At 71.8% G+C, this 18,400-nt stretch carries 16 protein-coding genes; 13 read left to right on the forward strand and 3 right to left on the reverse strand.

Annotated elements, in window-relative coordinates:
* The first annotated feature begins 13 nt into the window (after positions 1 to 13).
* The 4 genes from ACZ5VC_RS25625 to sucD all read left to right on the forward strand — a co-directional run bounded on the left by ACZ5VC_RS25625 (position 14) and on the right by sucD (position 4,614).
* Entirely contained in the window at positions 14 to 937 is a 924-nt protein-coding gene (locus tag ACZ5VC_RS25625; protein WP_469122346.1) for a hypothetical protein, read from the forward strand.
* 104 nt (positions 938 to 1,041) lie between these two features.
* Positions 1,042 to 2,010, forward strand: coding sequence for a hypothetical protein (locus ACZ5VC_RS25630; protein ID WP_469122347.1), 969 nt, complete (start codon positions 1,042 to 1,044; stop codon positions 2,008 to 2,010).
* Positions 2,011 to 2,531: 521 nt separating this feature from the next.
* Complete coding sequence (gene sucC, locus ACZ5VC_RS25635) at positions 2,532 to 3,710, forward strand: ADP-forming succinate--CoA ligase subunit beta (protein WP_468708209.1); 1,179 nt, start codon at positions 2,532 to 2,534, stop codon at positions 3,708 to 3,710.
* A gap of 19 nt (positions 3,711 to 3,729) precedes the next feature.
* Positions 3,730 to 4,614 (forward strand): succinate--CoA ligase subunit alpha, encoded by an 885-nt coding sequence (gene sucD / locus ACZ5VC_RS25640; RefSeq protein WP_468708207.1) that lies wholly within the window; start codon positions 3,730 to 3,732, stop codon positions 4,612 to 4,614.
* A gap of 93 nt (positions 4,615 to 4,707) precedes the next feature.
* On the opposite strand, the gene ACZ5VC_RS25645 is transcribed toward sucD, so the two are convergent.
* The gene (locus ACZ5VC_RS25645; RefSeq protein WP_469122348.1) at positions 4,708 to 6,072 is read right to left on the reverse strand and encodes a helix-turn-helix domain-containing protein; all 1,365 of its coding nucleotides are present in this window, start codon (positions 6,070 to 6,072) and stop codon (positions 4,708 to 4,710) included.
* A gap of 116 nt (positions 6,073 to 6,188) precedes the next feature.
* On the opposite strand from ACZ5VC_RS25645, the gene ACZ5VC_RS25650 reads away from it, so the two are divergent.
* Positions 6,189 to 7,865 (forward strand): cell division protein PerM, encoded by a 1,677-nt coding sequence (locus ACZ5VC_RS25650; RefSeq protein ID WP_469122349.1) that lies wholly within the window; start codon positions 6,189 to 6,191, stop codon positions 7,863 to 7,865.
* Between the two features lie 22 nt (positions 7,866 to 7,887).
* Here ACZ5VC_RS25650 and ACZ5VC_RS25655 read toward each other — a convergent pair whose 3' ends face one another.
* Positions 7,888 to 8,610 (reverse strand): hypothetical protein, encoded by a 723-nt coding sequence (locus tag ACZ5VC_RS25655; RefSeq protein ID WP_469122350.1) that lies wholly within the window; start codon positions 8,608 to 8,610, stop codon positions 7,888 to 7,890.
* Positions 8,611 to 8,942: 332 nt separating this feature from the next.
* On the opposite strand from ACZ5VC_RS25655, the gene purN reads away from it, so the two are divergent.
* Together purN and purH are read left to right on the forward strand one after the other, a co-directional pair.
* Positions 8,943 to 9,566: a phosphoribosylglycinamide formyltransferase gene (purN, locus tag ACZ5VC_RS25660; protein ID WP_469122351.1), complete on the forward strand. Its 624-nt coding sequence runs from the start codon at positions 8,943 to 8,945 to the stop codon at positions 9,564 to 9,566.
* Positions 9,563 to 11,125 (forward strand): bifunctional phosphoribosylaminoimidazolecarboxamide formyltransferase/IMP cyclohydrolase, encoded by a 1,563-nt coding sequence (purH, locus tag ACZ5VC_RS25665; RefSeq protein WP_469122352.1) that lies wholly within the window; start codon positions 9,563 to 9,565, stop codon positions 11,123 to 11,125. The genes purN and purH overlap by 4 nt, the downstream gene beginning before the upstream one ends.
* A gap of 86 nt (positions 11,126 to 11,211) precedes the next feature.
* Here the strand turns inward: purH and ACZ5VC_RS25670 are convergent, their stop codons facing one another.
* Positions 11,212 to 11,811 (reverse strand): hypothetical protein, encoded by a 600-nt coding sequence (locus ACZ5VC_RS25670; protein WP_469122353.1) that lies wholly within the window; start codon positions 11,809 to 11,811, stop codon positions 11,212 to 11,214.
* Positions 11,812 to 12,041: 230 nt separating this feature from the next.
* On the opposite strand from ACZ5VC_RS25670, the gene ACZ5VC_RS25675 reads away from it, so the two are divergent.
* From ACZ5VC_RS25675 to ACZ5VC_RS25700, 6 genes are all read left to right on the forward strand, one after another.
* Positions 12,042 to 12,905 (forward strand): bifunctional methylenetetrahydrofolate dehydrogenase/methenyltetrahydrofolate cyclohydrolase, encoded by an 864-nt coding sequence (locus ACZ5VC_RS25675; protein WP_469122354.1) that lies wholly within the window; start codon positions 12,042 to 12,044, stop codon positions 12,903 to 12,905.
* A 63-nt stretch (positions 12,906 to 12,968) separates the two neighbouring features.
* The gene (locus ACZ5VC_RS25680) at positions 12,969 to 13,793 is read left to right on the forward strand and encodes a DUF3017 domain-containing protein (protein ID WP_469122355.1); all 825 of its coding nucleotides are present in this window, start codon (positions 12,969 to 12,971) and stop codon (positions 13,791 to 13,793) included.
* Between the two features lie 317 nt (positions 13,794 to 14,110).
* On the forward strand, positions 14,111 to 15,025 hold the full coding sequence (locus tag ACZ5VC_RS25685; RefSeq protein ID WP_469122356.1) for a helix-turn-helix domain-containing protein: 915 nt from the start codon (positions 14,111 to 14,113) through the stop codon (positions 15,023 to 15,025).
* 419 nt (positions 15,026 to 15,444) lie between these two features.
* Positions 15,445 to 16,434 (forward strand): malate dehydrogenase, encoded by a 990-nt coding sequence (locus ACZ5VC_RS25690; RefSeq protein ID WP_469122357.1) that lies wholly within the window; start codon positions 15,445 to 15,447, stop codon positions 16,432 to 16,434.
* A 253-nt stretch (positions 16,435 to 16,687) separates the two neighbouring features.
* On the forward strand, positions 16,688 to 18,085 hold the full coding sequence (locus ACZ5VC_RS25695; RefSeq protein ID WP_469122358.1) for a B12-binding domain-containing radical SAM protein: 1,398 nt from the start codon (positions 16,688 to 16,690) through the stop codon (positions 18,083 to 18,085).
* 70 nt (positions 18,086 to 18,155) lie between these two features.
* Entirely contained in the window at positions 18,156 to 18,398 is a 243-nt protein-coding gene (locus tag ACZ5VC_RS25700) for a helix-turn-helix transcriptional regulator (protein ID WP_468708189.1), read from the forward strand.
* Positions 18,399 to 18,400: the final 2 nt, after the last annotated feature.

Here is an 18,400-nt window from a genome sequence, read left to right on the forward strand (position 1 = left end):
GGTTCCACACACTGTGACTGCCGCAGCTGTCATGCCGGTTGCCGCTCCGCGCCTCGCGCGCGGGGCGGTGGCCCGGCGTGCGCTGGCCGTCGCGGTGTTCCTCGGGGGCCTGTTGGTCCTGGGCTTCCTCAGCGGCGGACAGGCGCAGGCGGCGGAGTCGTCGCTGACGGCACCCGACGCCCGTGCGGTGGAAGCGGTCGCGGCCGAAGCGGCCTCGTCGGCCGGTGAGCGGGTCGTCGAGCCCGCGGCCCGGAGTGTCCGGCGCGTTGGGGACGCGGTCAGCCCCGTGGTCGACCCCGTGCTCCGGCCCGTGGGCGAGCATGTCGTCGAGCCCGCGGACGAACGTGTCGTCACGCCCGTCGTCGAGTCGGTACGGGGCGCTGTCGCGGAACTCCCGGCGGCCCTTCCGGCCACTCCGGCCGTTCCCTCCTTTCCCTCCGTTCCTGGCGCGACGCCGCCCGTCGAGCCGCCGTTCGACCTGCCCGAGGGCGACATCCCGGTCGGGACGGACACCGGAGGCGAGGACGACGGCGATCCGGCGGCTGAGGCAGGCGCCTCACCCGGAGTCGGAGAGCCGGGCCCGGGGCCGGAAGCGGATCGCGGCCCGGAAACGTCCGCGTCCGGGGCCCTGTTGGTCCGGGCGTTCGCGTCCGCGCCCACCGTCGACGGCCCGTACCCGGCACGGCACCGGCCCGTCGCCGAGCCGGCGCCCGCCGCGCCGTCCCCCGTACCCCCGCCCCTGCCCGCTCCCGGCGAGCCCTGTGGAAACACCGGGCGGCAGAGCGTGAGCGAGTCGAACGCGCCGCGTGGCAGCGACCACTGCACCACCTCGTCCTCGGAAGGGCCGGGCGCCGGCCTCGTACGGGGAGCCGGTCTCCCGGCGACCGTCGCGCCCCTTCTCGCACGCCCCGACGACATCCTCGAATTCCCCGGCTAGGGCAGGCCTTTCCCCGCTCAAGACCTGCCGCGCGGGGGCGGGACAGGTCTGCCCGCCGTACCGGAGAGCTCTCCGGAATCTCGAATTCGAAGGACGACGCACGCATGAACAAGAACATTCGCCGCTCCATAGCCGTTGCCGCCACCGCCACCGGCATGTGGGCGCTCGGCACGGCGGCCGCCAGTGCCGACGAGCTGCCCGTCTCCGTCCCGCTGTCGACGCCGGACACGGCAGCCGATCTGGTGGGCGACCTCACCGGCGGCGTCGAGGACGTGACGTCCGGGGCGCAGAGCCAGGTCCAGCACGCCGAGGGCCTCCAGAGCACGGTCCAGAACCAGGTGCAGAGCACGGTCCAGAACCAGGTCGAGGACCGGGTCCAGGACCGGGTCGACCTCCCGACCGTCTCGGACGTCCGGGCCGGTGCCCAGGACGCTACGACCCAGGCCCGGTCCCACGTCCAGGGAGCCACCGCCGAGGCCCAGTCCCAGGTCCAGGACGTCCAGTCCGGCGCTCAGGGCGAGATCGACTACCTCTTCGGCCCGCTCTCCGCGTTCGTTCCCGAGCTGGACCAGGCCCCGGGCCAGCTCCTGGGCACGGCTCCGGCCTACGCCCAGAACGTGGTCACCGCCGCCACGCCGATCGTCGACGGCGTCTCCGCCGACGTCCTGCCTCCCATCGCCGGCCGGGCGGTCGACGGTGTCCTCCCCGTCGCGGGCCAGGCGGTCGGCGACGCCACGCACCTCGCCGGGGGTGTCGTCGGCCAGGTGCAGCCCTTCGCCGGCGGTGTGGTGTCGCAGGTCCAGCCCTTCGCGGGCGGTGTCGTCGGCTCCGTGCAGCCGTTCGTGGAGACCGTCGTGGGCACCGTCGTCGACCAGGTCCAGCCGGTCGTGCAGGGGGTCGGCGGCAGCGCCACCGGCTTCGCGCAGGGTGTCGTCGGCGAGGTCCAGCCCTTCGCGGGCGGCGTCGTGACGGCCGTCGACGACAACGTCCACCCGCTCACCGGCAACGCGGCCACCGGCCTCCAGGGCACCGTCGCCTCGGTCACCCCGGACTACCTGCCGTACGGCATCTGACCGTCGCCGGGGCGACGGGACGGGCCGCGCCGTACGCGTCCCGTCGCGTCGCCCCGGGGTGGCGGTGCGGATCCTTCTGGGTCCACCCAAGTCCACCAGGGTCCTTCCGGGGCCGACCTTTCCGCCCTTCTGCGGATTCCGTTTCCCGGCGGCACGGAATCCGCAGCCGCGCCCTTCCCGAAGCGCTCAAAACGCCCTCCGGCGCGGTCCTGTGGGACATGTCACGCGTCACCCGCCACGATCCCGCCGACCTCGCGCTTTACGTCAACGCCCGCTGCCGGCCTGCTCTGCGTGCCTCACGGAGCGCCCCGCCGTACGCTCGATCTGTGACCGGTATCACCGCTCAGGTGTGATCTGCGATTTAGGGACCCACGGCCCACGGGGATAACCTGCGGGACGGACATGCCGCGTCCACGGACACCGTGTACGCCTCCCTCAGTGACAGCGCAGTCACGTTGCCCTCCGCGGCACGCCCACGCAGACAACGAACCGCGATACCACTGAAAAAGGGACGGACGCGCGTGGACCTGTTCGAGTACCAGGCGAGGGACCTCTTCGCCAAGCACGGTGTACCGGTGCTGGCCGGTGAAGTCATCGACACGCCTGAGGCGGCGCGCGAGGCGACGACGCGTCTGGGCGGCCGCTCGGTCGTCAAGGCACAGGTGAAGGTCGGCGGCCGTGGCAAGGCCGGCGGCGTCAAGCTGGCCGCCACTCCGGACGAGGCAGTCGCCCGCGCGACGGACATCCTCGGCATGGACATCAAGGGCCACACGGTCCACAAGGTGATGATCGCGGAGACCGCTCCGGAGATCGCCGAGGAGTACTACGTCTCGTACCTCCTCGACCGCACCAACCGCACCTTCCTCGCCATGGCGTCCGTCCAGGGCGGCATGGACATCGAGGAGGTCGCGGAGAAGACCCCCGAGGCCCTCGCGAAGGTCCCGGTCGACGCCAACGAGGGCGTCTCCATCGAGAAGGCCCGCGAGATCGTCGCCCAGGCGAAGTTCCCGGCCGACGTCGCCGAGCAGGTCGCCGAGATCCTGGTGACCCTCTGGAAGACCTTCGTCGACGAGGACGCGCTCCTCATCGAGGTCAACCCGCTGGCCAAGGTCGCCGACGGCCGCGTCATCGCCCTCGACGGCAAGGTCTCCCTCGACGAGAACGCCGACTTCCGCCAGCCGGAGCACGAGGCGCTCGAGGACAAGGACGCAGCCAACCCGCTCGAGGCTGCTGCCAAGGCCAAGGGCCTCAACTACGTCAAGCTCGACGGCGAGGTCGGCATCATCGGCAACGGCGCCGGTCTGGTCATGTCGACCCTCGACGTCGTCGCGTACGCCGGTGAGAACCACGGCGGCGTGAAGCCGGCCAACTTCCTCGACATCGGCGGCGGCGCGTCCGCCCAGGTGATGGCGAACGGCCTGGAGATCATCCTCGGCGACGCGGACGTCAAGTCCGTGTTCGTCAACGTCTTCGGTGGCATCACCGCCTGTGACGAGGTCGCCAACGGCATCGTCCAGGCTCTCGAGCTGCTCAAGAACAAGGGCGAAGAGGTCACCAAGCCGCTGGTCGTGCGCCTCGACGGCAACAACGCGGAGCTGGGTCGCAAGATCCTGTCGGACGCCAACCACCCGCTGGTCCAGCGCGTGGACACCATGGACGGCGCGGCCGACAAGGCCGCCGAGCTCGCGGCTGCGAAGTAAGGGACGAGGTCAGAACACCATGGCTATCTTCCTGACCAAGGAAAGCAAGGTCATCGTCCAGGGCATGACCGGTGCCACGGGCATGAAGCACACCAAGCTCATGCTGGGTGACGGCACCAACATCGTCGGTGGCGTGAACCCCCGCAAGGCCGGCACGACCGTCGACTTCGACGGCACCGAGGTCCCCGTCTTCGGCTCCGTCAAGGAAGCGATGGAGAAGACCGGCGCGGACGTCTCCGTCCTCTTCGTGCCGCCGGCCTTCGCCAAGGCCGCCGTCGTCGAGGCGATCGACGCGGAGATCGGGCTCGCCGTCGTCATCACCGAGGGCATCGCGGTCCACGACTCCGCCGCCTTCTGGGCGTACGCGAAGGCCAAGGGCAACAAGACCCGGATCATCGGTCCGAACTGCCCCGGCCTGATCACCCCCGGCCAGTCCAACGCCGGCATCATCCCGGGCGACATCACGAAGCCCGGCCGCATCGGTCTCGTGTCCAAGTCGGGCACGCTGACCTACCAGATGATGTACGAGCTCCGTGACATCGGCTTCTCGTCCGCCGTCGGCATCGGTGGCGACCCGGTCATCGGTACGACGCACATCGACGCCCTCGCGGCGTTCGAGGCGGACCCGGAGACGGACCTGATCGTGATGATCGGCGAGATCGGCGGCGACGCCGAGGAGCGTGCGGCCGACTTCATCAAGGCCAACGTCACCAAGCCGGTCGTCGGCTACGTCGCGGGCTTCACCGCGCCCGAGGGCAAGACCATGGGCCACGCCGGCGCCATCGTCTCCGGCTCCTCCGGCACCGCCCAGGCGAAGAAGGAGGCCCTCGAGGCCGCGGGCGTCAAGGTCGGCAAGACGCCGACCGAGACGGCCAAGCTGGCGCGCGCGATCCTCGCGGGCTGAGCTGCCTGACCCACGAATGGGCCCGCCCCCGGTCAGCCGGGGCGCGGGCCCATTCGCGTCCGCACGGCGCCCGCGCCGGCGCGGACGCGTGCCTCAGCGGGGGTCGGGGACCAGTCTTTCCGGGCCGTTCATCGGCTCCTCGCGCAGCTTCTTGCGCAGCAACTCGTCCTCCTTGGTGAGCTGGTCGGGACCGCCGCGCACCGGCACTCCGCCGACGGCCTCGGGCGGGGCGAGCGGCGGCAGATACGCCGTCGGCGCGGTGGCCACGGTGAAGGCCGTCGCGCCGATGATCACGACCGTGAGACAGATGGCGGCGCGAGTCCACATCCTCGTCCTGCGCTCACTGCCGGTTCGTACGGCCCGGGCCGGCGCGATCGTCGCCGTCGGAGCCTCGGCGACCAGCGCGGACAGCCGCCGGTGCAGCGCCTCCGGGTGCGTGAGCTCGGGCAGCCGCTGGGCGACGGCCTGGCGGGCGTGCAGCAGGCGCTTCGCGGCGGCCGGGGTGCTCGCCTCGGTCTCGGCTGCCATGTCGGGCAGGTCCAGGCCGAGGCCGTCGTAGAGAAGGAGCGTCCGGCGGTACGACGGCGGCAGGTCCAGGATCGCCATCAGCAGCTCGCGCCGGTCCGGTGCCGTCGGCGGGGAGTCGGGGTGCCGGTGGGCGCGGCGGAAACGGTGCCAGGGCGACACGGCGTACTCATGGGCCGCTGCCCGCACCCAGCCGGCCGGATCCCGGTCGACGGCGACCTCCGGCCAGCGCTGCCACGCCAGGTGGAAGGCGTACTCGACGGACTCGCGCGAGAGCCGGCGACGGCCGGTGAGCAGGTAGGTCTGGTGGACGAGGGCGGGGGCGGCGTAGGCGTAGAGGGCGTCGAAGGCCTGTTCGGGGGTGAGGGGCTGCGGCTTCTGGGCGGCGATCGCGACGGCGACGGCGACGGGGTCCGGGGCGAGCTCCGGGAGCGGAGGTTCGTCCTTTTCCGCCTGCTCCGACTCCCTCGCCTTCGCTTCCTTCGACTGCTCCAACTGCTCTGATTGCTCTGACTGCTCCGGTTCGTGCGACCCCTGCGACTCCTCTGCCTCGTCCGTCTCGCACGCCTCGTTCGTATCCTGCGCCTTCTGCATCTCGTGGATCTCCCCGGTCTCTTCGGTCTCCTCGCTCTCCCGGGCTTCAGGAGCCTCGCGCGTCTCCTCGGCCTCAGACACGACCTCCGACACGGCCTCAGGCTCGACCTCCGCCGCCAGGTCCTCCGCAGCCGCCTCGGTGAGCAGCCTCGTGTAGGCCTCCAGCTGGCGGCCGCGCGGCACCGCGCGGCCGGTTTCCCAGGCCTTGACGGTGGAGCGCGTGACGCCGATCGCGGAGGCCAGTTGTTTCTCGCTCATCGACTTCGCCTCGCGCAGCCGTCGCCGCTCCTTCGGGGGAGGCAGAGAGGCGGCGGAGGTGGAGGGGGTGGGCCGTGTCATGGACGACCCCCCACGGCGACACGCTGGGCGAAAAAGTACATAAACGTATATTGAGCGACACAACGGCTGTTTGCCTGTTACGACGGAAAAGCGCGTGTCGTTGGCAGCATGGGCGCGTGACCCAAGTGAGCCAGGACATCCCGCCGTTGCCGTCGGCCCCCGTGGGCGGCCGCTCCGCCGCGCTGGCCGCTTCCTTCGTCCGGGGGATCGTCGCGGCGGGCCTCGGACTCGGCTCGCTCGCGGTCCTGGTGATCGCGCTGTGGATCAGTTCCCCGTACCCCGACAGCGGTCCCGGCGAGGCGCTGCACACAGCCGCCGGCCTGTGGCTCCTGGCGCACGGCGTGGACCTCGTCCGTACCGACACGCTCTCCGGGGTGCCCGCCCCGCTCGGCGTGGTGCCACTGCTGCTCGTCGCCCTCCCCGCCTGGCTGGCGCACCGGGCGGCGCGGGACGCTCTGGAGCCCGAGGACGGGCGGCCGACGCCCTCCTCGCGCGGTGCGCTGTGCGCGGTGTCCGCCGGCTATCTGCTGGTCGCGGCGGCCACGGTGGGGTACTCGTCGGGGGGTTCGCCGGCCGCCGACCCCCTCAGTGCGCTGCTGATGATCCCGGCGGTCGTCGTGCCCGCCGCAGCCGCGGGTGTCTGGACGGCGAACGGACGGCCGCGAGGGCCCCTGCCGCGGTGGCTTCCCGAGCGGCTGCGCGTAGGACTGGCCCGTACACGGGTCGCCAGGGCGGCGCGGTCCGCCGCCGCGGCGCTCCTTACGCTGGTCGGCGGAGGCGCGGTGCTGGTCCTGGCGTCGCTCGGGTGGCACGCGGACGCCGCGCAGGTGTCCTTCTCGGAGCTGGCCGGTGACTGGTCGGGTCGGCTGTCCGTCGGGCTGCTGGCGTTGGCGCTGATGCCGAACGCGGCGGTCTGGGCGGCGGCGTACGGACTCGGGCCCGGCTTCGCGCTCGGTACGGGCGTCACGGCGACCCCGCTGGCCCTCGCGGGGCCTGCCGTCCTGCCGCCCTTCCCCCTGCTGGCCGCGCTCCCGGGGGAGGGCCCGGCGAGCTGGCCGCACTGGGCCGCGGCGGCGATCCCGGTGACGGCGGGGATCGTACTGGCGTGGTGGACGGCCCGCGGCGAGGTGCGGGAGCTCGGGGGCGCGCGGGAGACGGCGGTGACCGCGCTGCTGGGGGCGGGGATGTGCGGGGCGGCGACAGCGGTTGTCGCGTCCCTGTCGAGCGGCGCGCTGGGCGTGGGCCGGCTGTCGGAGCTGGGTCCGGTGGGCTGGCTGACGGGTGCGGCGGCGGCGCTGTGGACGGCGGTGGTGGGTCTGCCGCTGGCCCTCGCCCTCGACGCGTGGCGGGCCCGCGCCCATGCCCGGGGCGCAGAACTCGACTTCGCCGTACCGCCCCTCCCGGCCATGCCACCGCTCCCGGGCCGGGCCGGGCCGGCAGCCGGCGGGACGGCTTCGTACGACTCCCATTCCCACGCCGACGCGAACACCGACTCCGACGCGAACGCCCACTCCGACGCGGACGACGGCGATCTCTACGACGACCGGGAAGGCGGCGAGGACGAGGACTTCGAGCGGTACGACTTCTTCCCCGCCCTGTGGGAGACATCCCGGGACCCGGGCGTCTCCCCGGACTCACGGCCGCCCCGACCCGACCGGCCGCCCCGCCCCGCCGAACCGCCGGAGAGCTCGGAACCGGCAGAACTCTCCGAACCGCCGTCGCTCCCCGAACTGCCCGAACTGCCCGAACTGCCTGAACTCCCCGGACACCTCGCACCTCCTGAGGCTCCGTAAGGCACAGCCCGCTCCCGCCGGGCTACTCCTGAACGCCGAAGACGTCGCGCAGCGGCTTCGGCAGCAGGTCGTTGCAGGCGAGCTGGCCGCTCCTGGTCAGGGCGTCGTCCACGCAGGTGTAGTAGTCCCGGTAGACCGACTGGATCGTGAAGGTCGCCGCCACGATGGCCAGAGCCAGGGCCGCCGTCACCAGGCCGCTGATCGCGGCCGTCCGCTGCGGACGGGTCGTGGCCGGGGCGGCCGGCGCGGGGGTGCCCGCGGCCGGGTTGGGCGCCTTCGGCTTGGCGCGCAGGGAGCTGCCGCCCCAGTACAGCGCCAGGGCGCCCAGCAGCAGGGCGATCTCGGAGAGGTCGAAGATGGCGAAGAAGAACGCCCACATGCCCGCGAGCAGCGCGTACCGCGCCCGTCGCTGAGCAGGGTCCGTCGGGTCCCAGCGGAGGCCGGGTCCGTCCTGTCCGCCGCCGGTGCCGCCACCGTCCTGGCGCTCCGGGCGGCGGCCGAAGCCGTCGGTCGAGCGGCCGGGCTGGCGGGGGCTCCACCGGCTGCCGTTCCCCGAGGAGTCGGGGGAGCCCGAGCTGTCCGAGTCGGGGGAGTCGGGCGAGCCCGGGGTGCCCTCCGGGCGGCGCGGCTGCCAGGGCTGGTCCGGCCTGCCCTCCGGCGGCGGTGCGAACGGATTGTTGTCGTCCGTCGACTGGCGTTCCCGCGGCAGGAATGGGATGGCCGTACGGCGGCGTCGGTCCGGCATGTGGTGAACGTCTTCCCCTCAGACCCCGCGCAACCGGGTCTTCTGTCGTCGTGTCCGTCCATACGGGTACGGGCTCTGTCCCCAGACGCTACCCCCCGGCCACGCCCCCGTCCCGTGGGGGCCGCTCGGTGTGCCGGTATCGTTGCTGACGGTCGGACCGTTCGTAGAGTTCCCCGTATCGCGGGACGCGTCTCGTTCGTATGACCACACAAAGCCACATGCCCCCACCAGTACCGCCGCCCGTCGCTGCCGGACGCCGCTCGCACAGTCGCTCGGACAGCTGCTCAGACCGCCGCGATCACGCGGTACCGCAACGCGAAAAGAGTTTCCCCGTGGCCGCCGCCCGCATCCTCGTCCTGGTCTCCGGGTCCGGTACGAATCTCCAGGCACTGCTCGACGCCATCGCCTCCGACCCGCGAGGGCCGGAGGGATACGGCGCCGAGATCGTCGCCGTGGGGGCGGACCGTGACGCGATCGCCGGTCTGGAGCGGGCCGAGCGGGCGGGGCTGCCGACCTTCGTGTGCCGGGTGAAGGACCACCCCACCCGCGAGGAGTGGGACCGCGCGCTGACCGAGGCCACCGCCGCGTACGAGCCGGACCTCATCGTCTCGGCGGGCTTCATGAAGATCCTCGGGAAGGATTTCCTCTCCCGTTTCGGCGGGCGGATCGTCAATACGCATCCCGCGCTGCTCCCCAGTTTTCCCGGTGCCCACGGAGTGCGTGACGCACTCGCCTACGGCGTGCGGGTCACCGGATGCACCGTCCACTTCGTCGACGACGGCGTCGACACCGGCCCGATCATCGCCCAGGGCGTGGTCGAGGTCCGGGAAGAGGACGACGAAGCCGCTCTCCATGAGCGCATCAAGGAAGTCGAGCGCTCGCTGCTCGTCGAGGTCGTGGGGCGTCTGGCCCGGCACGGCTACCGCATTGAGGGACGAAAGGTATCAATCCCGTGACCGCCGAAGGTACGAAGCGCCCCATCCGCCGCGCACTCGTCAGCGTCTACGACAAGACCGGCCTGGAGGAGCTGGCCCGCGGCCTGCACGAGGCGGGTGTCGCCCTCGTCTCCACCGGCTCCACCGCCTCCAAGATCGCCGCGGCCGGTGTCCCGGTCACCAAGGTCGAGGAGCTGACCGGCTTCCCCGAGTGCCTGGACGGCCGGGTCAAGACGCTGCACCCGCGCGTGCACGCCGGCATCCTCGCCGACCTGCGCCTCGAGGACCACCGCCGGCAGCTCGCCGAGCTGGGCGTCGAGCCGTTCGACCTGGTGATCGTCAACCTGTACCCGTTCAAGGAGACCGTCGCCTCCGGCGCGACCCCGGACGAGTGCGTCGAGCAGATCGACATCGGCGGCCCGTCGATGGTCCGCGCCGCCGCCAAGAACCACCCCTCCGTCGCCGTCGTCACCAGCCCCGCGCGGTACGCGGACGTGCTCACCGCGGTCCGTGAGGGCGGCTTCGAGCTGGGCGCCCGCAAGCGCCTCGCGGCCGAGGCCTTCCAGCACACCGCCGCGTACGACGTCGCCGTCGCCTCCTGGTTCGCCGACGACTACGCCGCCGCCGACGACTCCGGCTTCCCCGACTTCCTGGGTGCCACCTACGTGCGCGACAACGTCCTGCGCTACGGCGAGAACCCGCACCAGGGCGCCGCGCTGTACGTCGACGGCACGGGCGGCCTCGCCGAGGCCGAGCAGCTGCACGGCAAGGAGATGTCGTACAACAACTTCACCGACACCGACGCCGCGCGCCGCGCCGCCTACGACCACGCCGAGCCGTGCGTCGCGATCATCAAGCACGCCAACCCGTGCGGCATCGCGATCGGTGAGGACGTCGCTGAGGCCCACCGCAAGGCGCACGCCTGCGACCCGCTGTCGGCCTTCGGCGGTGTGATCGCGGTCAACCGCCCGGTGTCCGTGGCGATGGCCGAGCAGGTCGCCGAGATCTTCACCGAGGTCATCGTCGCTCCGGGGTACGAGGACGGCGCGGTCGAGATCCTGGCCCGCAAGAAGAACATCCGCGTCCTGCGCGCCGAGGGCGCCCCGGCCAACCCGGTCGAGGTCAAGCCGATCGACGGCGGCGCACTGCTCCAGGTCACCGACCGTCTGCAGGCGGAAGGCGACGACCCGGCGAACTGGACCCTCGCCACCGGCGACGCGCTCTCCGCCGCCGAGCTCGCCGAGCTCGCCTTCGCCTGGAAGGCCTGCCGCGCCGTCAAGTCGAACGCGATCCTGCTCGCCAAGGACAACGCCTCCGTCGGCGTCGGCATGGGCCAGGTCAACCGCGTCGACTCCGCGAAGCTCGCGGTGGAGCGGGCCGGCGAGGAGCGGGCCCGTGGCTCGTACGCCGCGTCGGACGCCTTCTTCCCCTTCCCGGACGGCCTGGAGATCCTCACCGCGGCCGGAGTCAAGGCCGTGGTCCAGCCCGGCGGTTCGGTCCGCGACGAGCTGGTCGTGGAGGCGGCGAAGAAGGCCGGCGTGACCATGTACTTCACGGGCACGCGCCACTTCTTCCACTAGTCCCCCGAGTTGGACGGCGAAGGCCGCAACACCCCGCCGTGAGGCGGGTGTTGCGGCCTTCGTGCTTTCCGGCGGGAGTCCGTGCGTCAGTGGCGCGGGCGCTGGAACCAGGTGGAGGCCTCCTGCTTGGCGCAGAAGACGATGATCAGGATGCCCAGGGCGAGGCTGATCAGCGCGAAGACGTTCGCGCCGAGCAGGCTGACGAGGCTGAACAGCGCCGTCAGCGAGCCGTACACGATCGCCGAGATGCGGATGCCGTTGCCGCCCGAGCGGAACTTCGCAGCCGTCAGGATCGCCCACAGGGCCACACCGAGCGTCAGGATGCCCGCGACCACCATCACGCCGGTCATCGCGGTCGCGGCGGTGTCGCCGTCGGAGCCGAGCTCGGACGAGTTCGCCATCTGGTCGGCGACCCAGCCGCCGAGGGCGACCATGGCGATCGCGGCGAGGACCTGGAAGCCGCCGAGGATGTAGAGCATGATGCGGGCGGCCTTCACACCACCGGGCATCTCGGTCGGGACGCCCGGGTAGCCCGCGCCGTACGGCTGCTGGACCGGCGGGGCCTGCGGGTAGCCGTAACCCGGCTGCTGGCCCTGGTACTGGTCCTGCGGGTAGCCGTAGCCCGGCTGCGGCTGCTGCGGAGGCTGCTGCTGGCCGTAAGGGTTGTTCGGGTCGCCGAAGCTCATGCGGGTTTCCTCCGTGGGTTGTGCGGGGACGACGCGGCCCGCGCGGAGGATCTTTATGAAGTGAACAGTTTGCCCCCCGGCACTGCCCGCGGCACTGCGCCGCTCATCGTCGTCTTAACGTCGACTTTTTGTCCAGTCGGTATCGCTCTGCGTTGTGCAAGTGCAACCTCGTGTTCCTGTCGGTGACCACGAATTGGAACAAGGGAGGGGTCATCCGGGAGGATGGGGTCATGACCGCCCAGATTCTCGATGGCAAGGCCACCGCAGCCGCGATCAAGTCCGACCTGACCGCCCGTGTGGCGGACCTCAAGGCCAAGGGCATCACCCCTGGGCTCGGCACGCTGCTCGTCGGTGACGACGTCGGCAGCCAGAAGTACGTCGCGGGCAAGCACCGCGACTGCGCGCAGGTCGGCATCGCCTCCCTTCAGCGTGAACTGCCCGCCTCCGCCACTCAGGAGGAGATCGAGGCGGTCGTCCGCGAGCTCAACGAGGACCCGGCCTGCACCGGATACATCGTGCAGCTGCCGCTCCCCAAGGGCATCGACACCAACCGCGTACTGGAACTGATGGACCCGGAGAAGGACGCCGACGGTCTGCACCCCACGAACCTCGGCCGTCTGGTGATCGGCCAGACCGGGCCGCTGCCCTGCACCCCGGCCGGCATCGTCACCCTGCTGCGCCGGCACGGTGTGGAGATCGCCGGGGCGCACGTCGTCGTGGTCGGCCGCGGGATCACCATCGGCCGTCCGATGCCGCTGCTCCTGACCCGTAAGTCCGAGAACGCGACGGTCACGCAGTGCCACACCGGTACGCGCGACCTCGCCGGTCATCTGCGTCAGGCCGACATCGTGGTCGCCGCGGCGGGCGTACCGCACCTGATCAAGCCCGAGGACATCAAGCCGGGTGCGGCCGTGCTCGACGTCGGCGTCAGCCGGGACGAGAACGGGAAGATCGTCGGCGATGTGCACCCGGGTGTCACCGAGGTGGCCGGCTGGGTCGCCCCGAACCCGGGCGGCGTCGGTCCGATGACCCGCGCGCAGCTTCTGGTGAACGTGGTCGAGGCGGCGGAGCGCGCGAGCGCGGCGACGAGCTGACACGAGAACGGTGACGGTGACGGGAACGGGAACGGTGTCGGAAACCGGGGAAGGGTGCCGCTGATGGGCGTACGGCCGAACGACGAAGCGGACTCCGCGCGGACGCCCCGGGCGGACGGCGCGGACGGCGCGGACGATCCGGCCGGAGGCCCCGAGACCGGCGCCGACAAGCCGGCGCCGGGGCCTGAGCCGAAACCGGAGCCGGAGCCGGAGCCGGATGAGGCTGCCGACGCGGACGGGAGCGGTTCCGCCGGAACCGGACCCGTCCGGGAGGACGGCGCCGAGGTGATCGGGTCCGGCCGCGCCGAGGCCCGCGAGTCCGAGCGTGAAGTCGAGGGCCGCGCCGAGGCCCGCGAGTCCGGCCGTGAAGCCGAGGGTCACGCAAAGGTCAACGGGTCCGGCCGTGAACCCGAGAGGTCCACCGAGGCCGACGGGACCGGTCACGAGACCGCCGGACGTGTCGAGCTCCTCGGGGCCACCGCCGCCTCCGGGAAGTCCCGTCGGCCGCCGGCGGTGACCACCGATACCGCCCGGCCCGAAGGCGGCGGGCGGGCTGCCCCTGGGGACGCGCCCGCTCCCGCGCGGCAGTGGCCGCTGCTCACCGTGCTCGGGATGACCGGACTGGGACTGCTGATCGTCGGTACGGATCCGTTCCCTCAGGCGTTCCGGGTCGGGGCCATCCTCATCGGCGTCGCCCTGCTCACCGGCGCCGTCATGCGCCGCACCCTGCCGTCCGTCGGCATGCTCGCGGTCCGCTCACGCTTCACCGACATGGTCACGTACGGACTCATGGGCGTGATCATCGTGCTCCTCGCCCTCATGCTGCAGCCGCGGCCGTGGCTGGAGATTCCGTTCCTGGAGGACGCCCTCCATGTGACCGTCACCTAGCGCGTCGCGCCGACGGCGCCCGTCCCCTCCCCCGAGGGAGGACGGGCGCCGTCTGCGATCAAGAGTCATGCACGCGCCAAAGCGGTTCAAGGTTCGTCCGGGGCCTGTGGCGCGGAAGTGACCATTCCGGGATCGTGTGGCAGGTGTGCAACCAATGCAGGGGGCGCGCGAGAGCGTCGCTCTGTTCCGAATGCCCCGGTGCGCCCCCCTGGTTGTGCCTGCCATCCTGAGTCCGGGTGTCCCTCTGGGTAGTCCGCACGCGGAAGCCCGTACGCGGAAACCGCGGGCTGGGGACGGTGGGGGATGAGGGGGAAGCGATGCCTCGCTGGAAGGCGCTGCCTGAAGAACTCGATCCACAGGCCAGGGAGTTCGCGAACCAGTTACGCAGGCTCGTCGACCGCAGCGGGCTGAGTCTGGCCGCCGTCGCGGACAGAACCGGGTACAGCAGAACCTCCTGGGAGCGCTATCTGAACGGGCGGTTGCTCGCACCCCGGCCCGCGATCCTGGCGCTCGCCGAAGTCACCGGCGCCGCGCCGGCGGATGTGATGGCCATGTGGCAGCAGGCGGAGCGCGCCTGGAGCCGTTCCCGTACACGGGACGCCGCGACCATGGACGCCGAACCGCCCTCCCGGGCGCGGGACGCACCGGCGGCGGCGCCCACCCGAGCTCGTCGGGGCCTCGGTGCCGAGGACGGGCGCAAAGCCGTCATGTTCCTCGCAGGCGTCGTCGGCGCCCTGCTCGTGGTCGCCGCGGCCGTTCTGGCCACCGACCTCGGCGGGCCGGGAGACACCGGCACCGCCGGCGACGGTTCCGACGGCGGGAGGAAGGCCGCCGAGCCGCCGTCCCCCTCCGCGTCTCCCTCCGCCTCCGCGTCCGCCACCGGCGGCCCGCCGCTCCCGGCCGGGGTGAAGTGCACCGGCGGCGCCTGTGACGGCCGGGACCCCGCGACCATGGGCTGCGGCGGGGAGTTCGCCACCACCGTCTCCAGTACGCGGGTCGGCCCGGCCCTCGTCGAGGTCCGTCACAGCGGGGCGTGCGGGGCGGCTTGGGCCCGTATCAGCGGGGCGGTGCCCGGCGACACCGTGCGGATCACGGTGGGCGGCAGGATCCGGGGCGGTGTCGTGGACGGCGACGGCGGCGCCTACACCCCGATGCTGGCGGTGGATTCGGGCGCGGACGCGCGCGCCTGCGCCAGGCTCGCGGCGGGCCCGGAGGGCTGCACGACCGGCTGACGCCACGCCCCGGCGCCCCGGCCCGACCCGGCGCGCCGCCCCCCGGAACGCCCGCGCCCGGAACGCCCAACGCCCCGACCTGGCGCGCCGCCCCCCCAACGCCCCGCGCCCTGACGCCCAACACCCCGACCCGGCGCGCCGCACCGACTTCCTGCGCCCTCATGCCCTGCGCCCCGCCCCTTGCGCGCCGACGCCCCGCGCACCAACGCCCCGGCCCCCGCTGACGGGGAACCAGGCCCCAGCCGTGAAGCAGTGGGGTGGCAGTGAGCCGTCCCACAAGGGGGTGGGGGTTGGACCCGCCCACGGTCGGATAGCCTGACCGCTGGATATCTCTTCACGTCGAGACACCGATCGATCATGGGAGATGTCCAGCACCAGGGGCAGGGACCCCCACCGCCAGCTGTCTTACGGAGATCGCCATGACCCGCACTCCCGTGAATGTCACCGTCACCGGCGCGGCCGGCCAGATCGGTTACGCGCTGCTCTTCCGCATCGCCTCCGGCCACCTGCTCGGCGCGGACGTGCCGGTCAAGCTGCGCCTCCTCGAGATCCCCCAGGGGCTGAAGGCCGCCGAGGGCACCGCCATGGAGCTCGAGGACTGCGCGTTCCCGCTGCTGCGCGGCATCGAGATCACCGACGACCCGAACGTCGGCTTCGACGGCGCCAACGTCGCGCTGCTCGTCGGCGCCCGCCCCCGTACCAAGGGCATGGAGCGCGGTGACCTGCTCTCCGCCAACGGTGGCATCTTCAAGCCGCAGGGCAAGGCCATCAACGACAACGCCGCGGACGACATCAAGGTCCTGGTCGTCGGCAACCCGGCCAACACCAACGCCCTGATCGCCCAGGCCGCGGCCCCGGACGTACCGGCCGAGCGCTTCACGGCGATGACCCGCCTGGACCACAACCGCGCGATCTCGCAGCTGGCCGCCAAGACCGGCGCGGCCGTCTCCGACATCAAGCGCCTCACCATCTGGGGCAACCACTCGGCGACCCAGTACCCGGACATCTTCCACGCGGAGATCGCCGGAAAGAACGCCGCCGAGGTCGTCAACGACGAGCAGTGGCTGGCCGACACCTTCATCCCGACCGTCGCCAAGCGTGGCGCCGCGATCATCGAGGCCCGTGGCGCGTCCTCGGCCGCCTCGGCCGCGAACGCCGCGATCGACCACGTGTACACGTGGGTCAACGGCACCGCCGAGGGTGACTGGACCTCCATGGGCATCCCCTCGGACGGTTCGTACGGCGTCCCGGAGGGCCTCATCTCCTCCTTCCCGGTGACCACGAAGAACGGCTCGTACGAGATCGTCCAGGGCCTGGACATCAACGAGTTCTCGCGCGCCCGCATCGACGCCTCGGTCCAGGAACTGGCCGAGGAGCGCGACGCCGTGCGCGGGCTCGGCCTCATCTGAGCCCAGCGCTCAAGTCGGCCGGAGGCCGGCGCAGCTTCTCGATGCCCGCGTGGCCCTCTCGGGGCCGTGCGGTGCGAGGGAAGCGTTGGGGAGTCGTGCGCGACGCCGTGCGCGGGCTCGGCCTCATCTGAGCCCGGCGCTCGGTCTGATCCGAGTCCGGCAAGTCCGGTTTCGTCCCGCCCCCGGCAGCCCCGCTGCCGGGGGCGGTCGCGTGTCCGGAACTGGACAGGGCGTTCCGGCAGTCTCGGTTGTCATGCGCGTGATGATGATCCTTCCCGCCCTGACAGAAGCGACCAGCCCGCTCTTCCGGCCCATCAAGTACTCGCTCTTCCCGCCGCTGGGTCTCGCGACCCTCGCCGGCTATCTGGACCCCGGCGACGAGGTGACGCTCCACGACGAGCATGTGGAGCGCGTCGACATCGAGGCCCTGGAGACGCCCGACCTGCTGGTCGTCCAGCCGTACATCACCTCCGCCCGCCGGGGCTACGAGATAGCCGACCACTTCCGTGCCCGGGGCGCGCACGTGGCCATGGGCGGGCTGCACGTGACGTCGCTCCCGGACGAGGCCGCCGCGCACGCCGACACGATCTTCACCGGTCCCGGCGAGGACACCTGGCCGCGGTTCCTGAAGGACTTCAGGGACGGCGCGCCCGCCCGGCGCTACGACTCCACTCTGCGCACCCTCGCCGGCCTTCCACCCGTACGGCGTGACCTGATCAAGCGCCGGCTCTACCTCGTCCCCAACTCGATCGTCGTCTCGCGCGGCTGCCCCCACCACTGCGACTTCTGCTACAAGGACGCCTTCTTCGAGGGCGGCAAGTCCTTCTACACACAGGCCGTGGACGACGCGCTCGCCGAGATCGACCGGCTGCCGGGCAGGCATCTGTACTTCCTGGACGACCACCTTCTGGGCAACCGCCGGTTCGCGGAGGCGCTGTTCGACGGGATGGCGGGCATGGGGCGGCTGTGGCAGGCGGCGGGGACCGTGAACTCCGTACTCCAGCCGGGGCTGCTGGAGCGCGCCGTGGAGGCGGGACTGCGCAGCCTGTTCGTCGGCTTCGAGACCGTCAACAGCGCCAATCTCGCGGAGCGCCGGAAGAACCAGAACATCGGCAAGGACTACGCGGCCGCCGTCCGCCGACTCCATGACGCCGGTGTCATGGTCAACGCCAGCTTCGTCTTCGGCCTCGACCAGGACGGTCCCGACGTCTTCGACCGGACGGTGGAGTGGGCCGTCGAGCAGGGCATCGAGACGGCCACGTTCCACATCATGACCCCTTATCCGTCCACCGGGCTGTGGAAGCAGATGGAGGCCGAGGACCGGATCGTCCACCGGGACTGGGACCTGTACGACACCCGGCATGTCGTCTACCGGCCCAAGGGGATGACCGCGCGTCAGCTGGAGGACGGCTACTGGCGCGCGTACCGCGACTTCTACCGGTGGCGGAACATCTGGCGGGGCTCGTCGGCCCAGCCGGGTCCGCACGAGCGGCTGAGGCATCTCGCATACGCGGGCGGCTGGAAGAAGTTCGAGCCCGCCTGGGACGCGCTGATCCGCTCCCGCCGCGTGGTGGGCGCCCTGCCGCTGCTGGAGCGGACGCTGGCGGCCTTCGGCGGCAGGCGGCCCCACGGCCAGGAGACCCACGGCTAGGAACGCCCCACACGCGCTGTTTCCCCCCGCCCTGTTGTGCATCTGCTCTCGGATGTAGTACTTCTTATACATGAGCGAGCAGGTGCACAACAGGATCGCCGTGGTGCGGGCCGAGCGGAAGGTGTCGCGTCAGGCTCTCGCCGAGGCGGTGGGGGTTCACTACCAGACCATCGGCTACATCGAGCGCGGCCAGTACAACCCGAGCCTCGACCTGGCCCTGAAGGTCGCGCAGTACTTCGGTCTGCCGGTGGAGGCGCTGTTCTCCCTGGAGCCGTTCCAGCCGCTCACCGATGAGGTCTACGGGAGGAAATGACC

Source organism: Streptomyces sp. NPDC033174 (assembly GCF_055577795.1).

Bases quoted from the DNA above. Each gene is read 5' to 3' on its own strand.
- ACZ5VC_RS25630 (WP_469122347.1), top strand. From the start codon at position 1,042: ATGAACAAGAACATTCGCCGCTCCATAGCCGTTGCCGCCACCGCCACC.
- sucD (WP_468708207.1), top strand. From the start codon at position 3,730: ATGGCTATCTTCCTGACCAAGGAAAGCAAGGTCATCGTCCAGGGCATG.
- ACZ5VC_RS25645 (WP_469122348.1), bottom strand. From the start codon at position 6,072: ATGACACGGCCCACCCCCTCCACCTCCGCCGCCTCTCTGCCTCCCCCG.
- ACZ5VC_RS25655 (WP_469122350.1), bottom strand. From the start codon at position 8,610: ATGCCGGACCGACGCCGCCGTACGGCCATCCCATTCCTGCCGCGGGAA.
- ACZ5VC_RS25670 (WP_469122353.1), bottom strand. From the start codon at position 11,811: ATGAGCTTCGGCGACCCGAACAACCCTTACGGCCAGCAGCAGCCTCCG.
- ACZ5VC_RS25675 (WP_469122354.1), top strand. From the start codon at position 12,042: ATGACCGCCCAGATTCTCGATGGCAAGGCCACCGCAGCCGCGATCAAG.
- ACZ5VC_RS25680 (WP_469122355.1), top strand. From the start codon at position 12,969: ATGGGCGTACGGCCGAACGACGAAGCGGACTCCGCGCGGACGCCCCGG.
- ACZ5VC_RS25685 (WP_469122356.1), top strand. From the start codon at position 14,111: ATGCCTCGCTGGAAGGCGCTGCCTGAAGAACTCGATCCACAGGCCAGG.
- ACZ5VC_RS25690 (WP_469122357.1), top strand. From the start codon at position 15,445: ATGACCCGCACTCCCGTGAATGTCACCGTCACCGGCGCGGCCGGCCAG.
- ACZ5VC_RS25695 (WP_469122358.1), top strand. From the start codon at position 16,688: ATGCGCGTGATGATGATCCTTCCCGCCCTGACAGAAGCGACCAGCCCG.
- ACZ5VC_RS25700 (WP_468708189.1), top strand. From the start codon at position 18,156: ATGAGCGAGCAGGTGCACAACAGGATCGCCGTGGTGCGGGCCGAGCGG.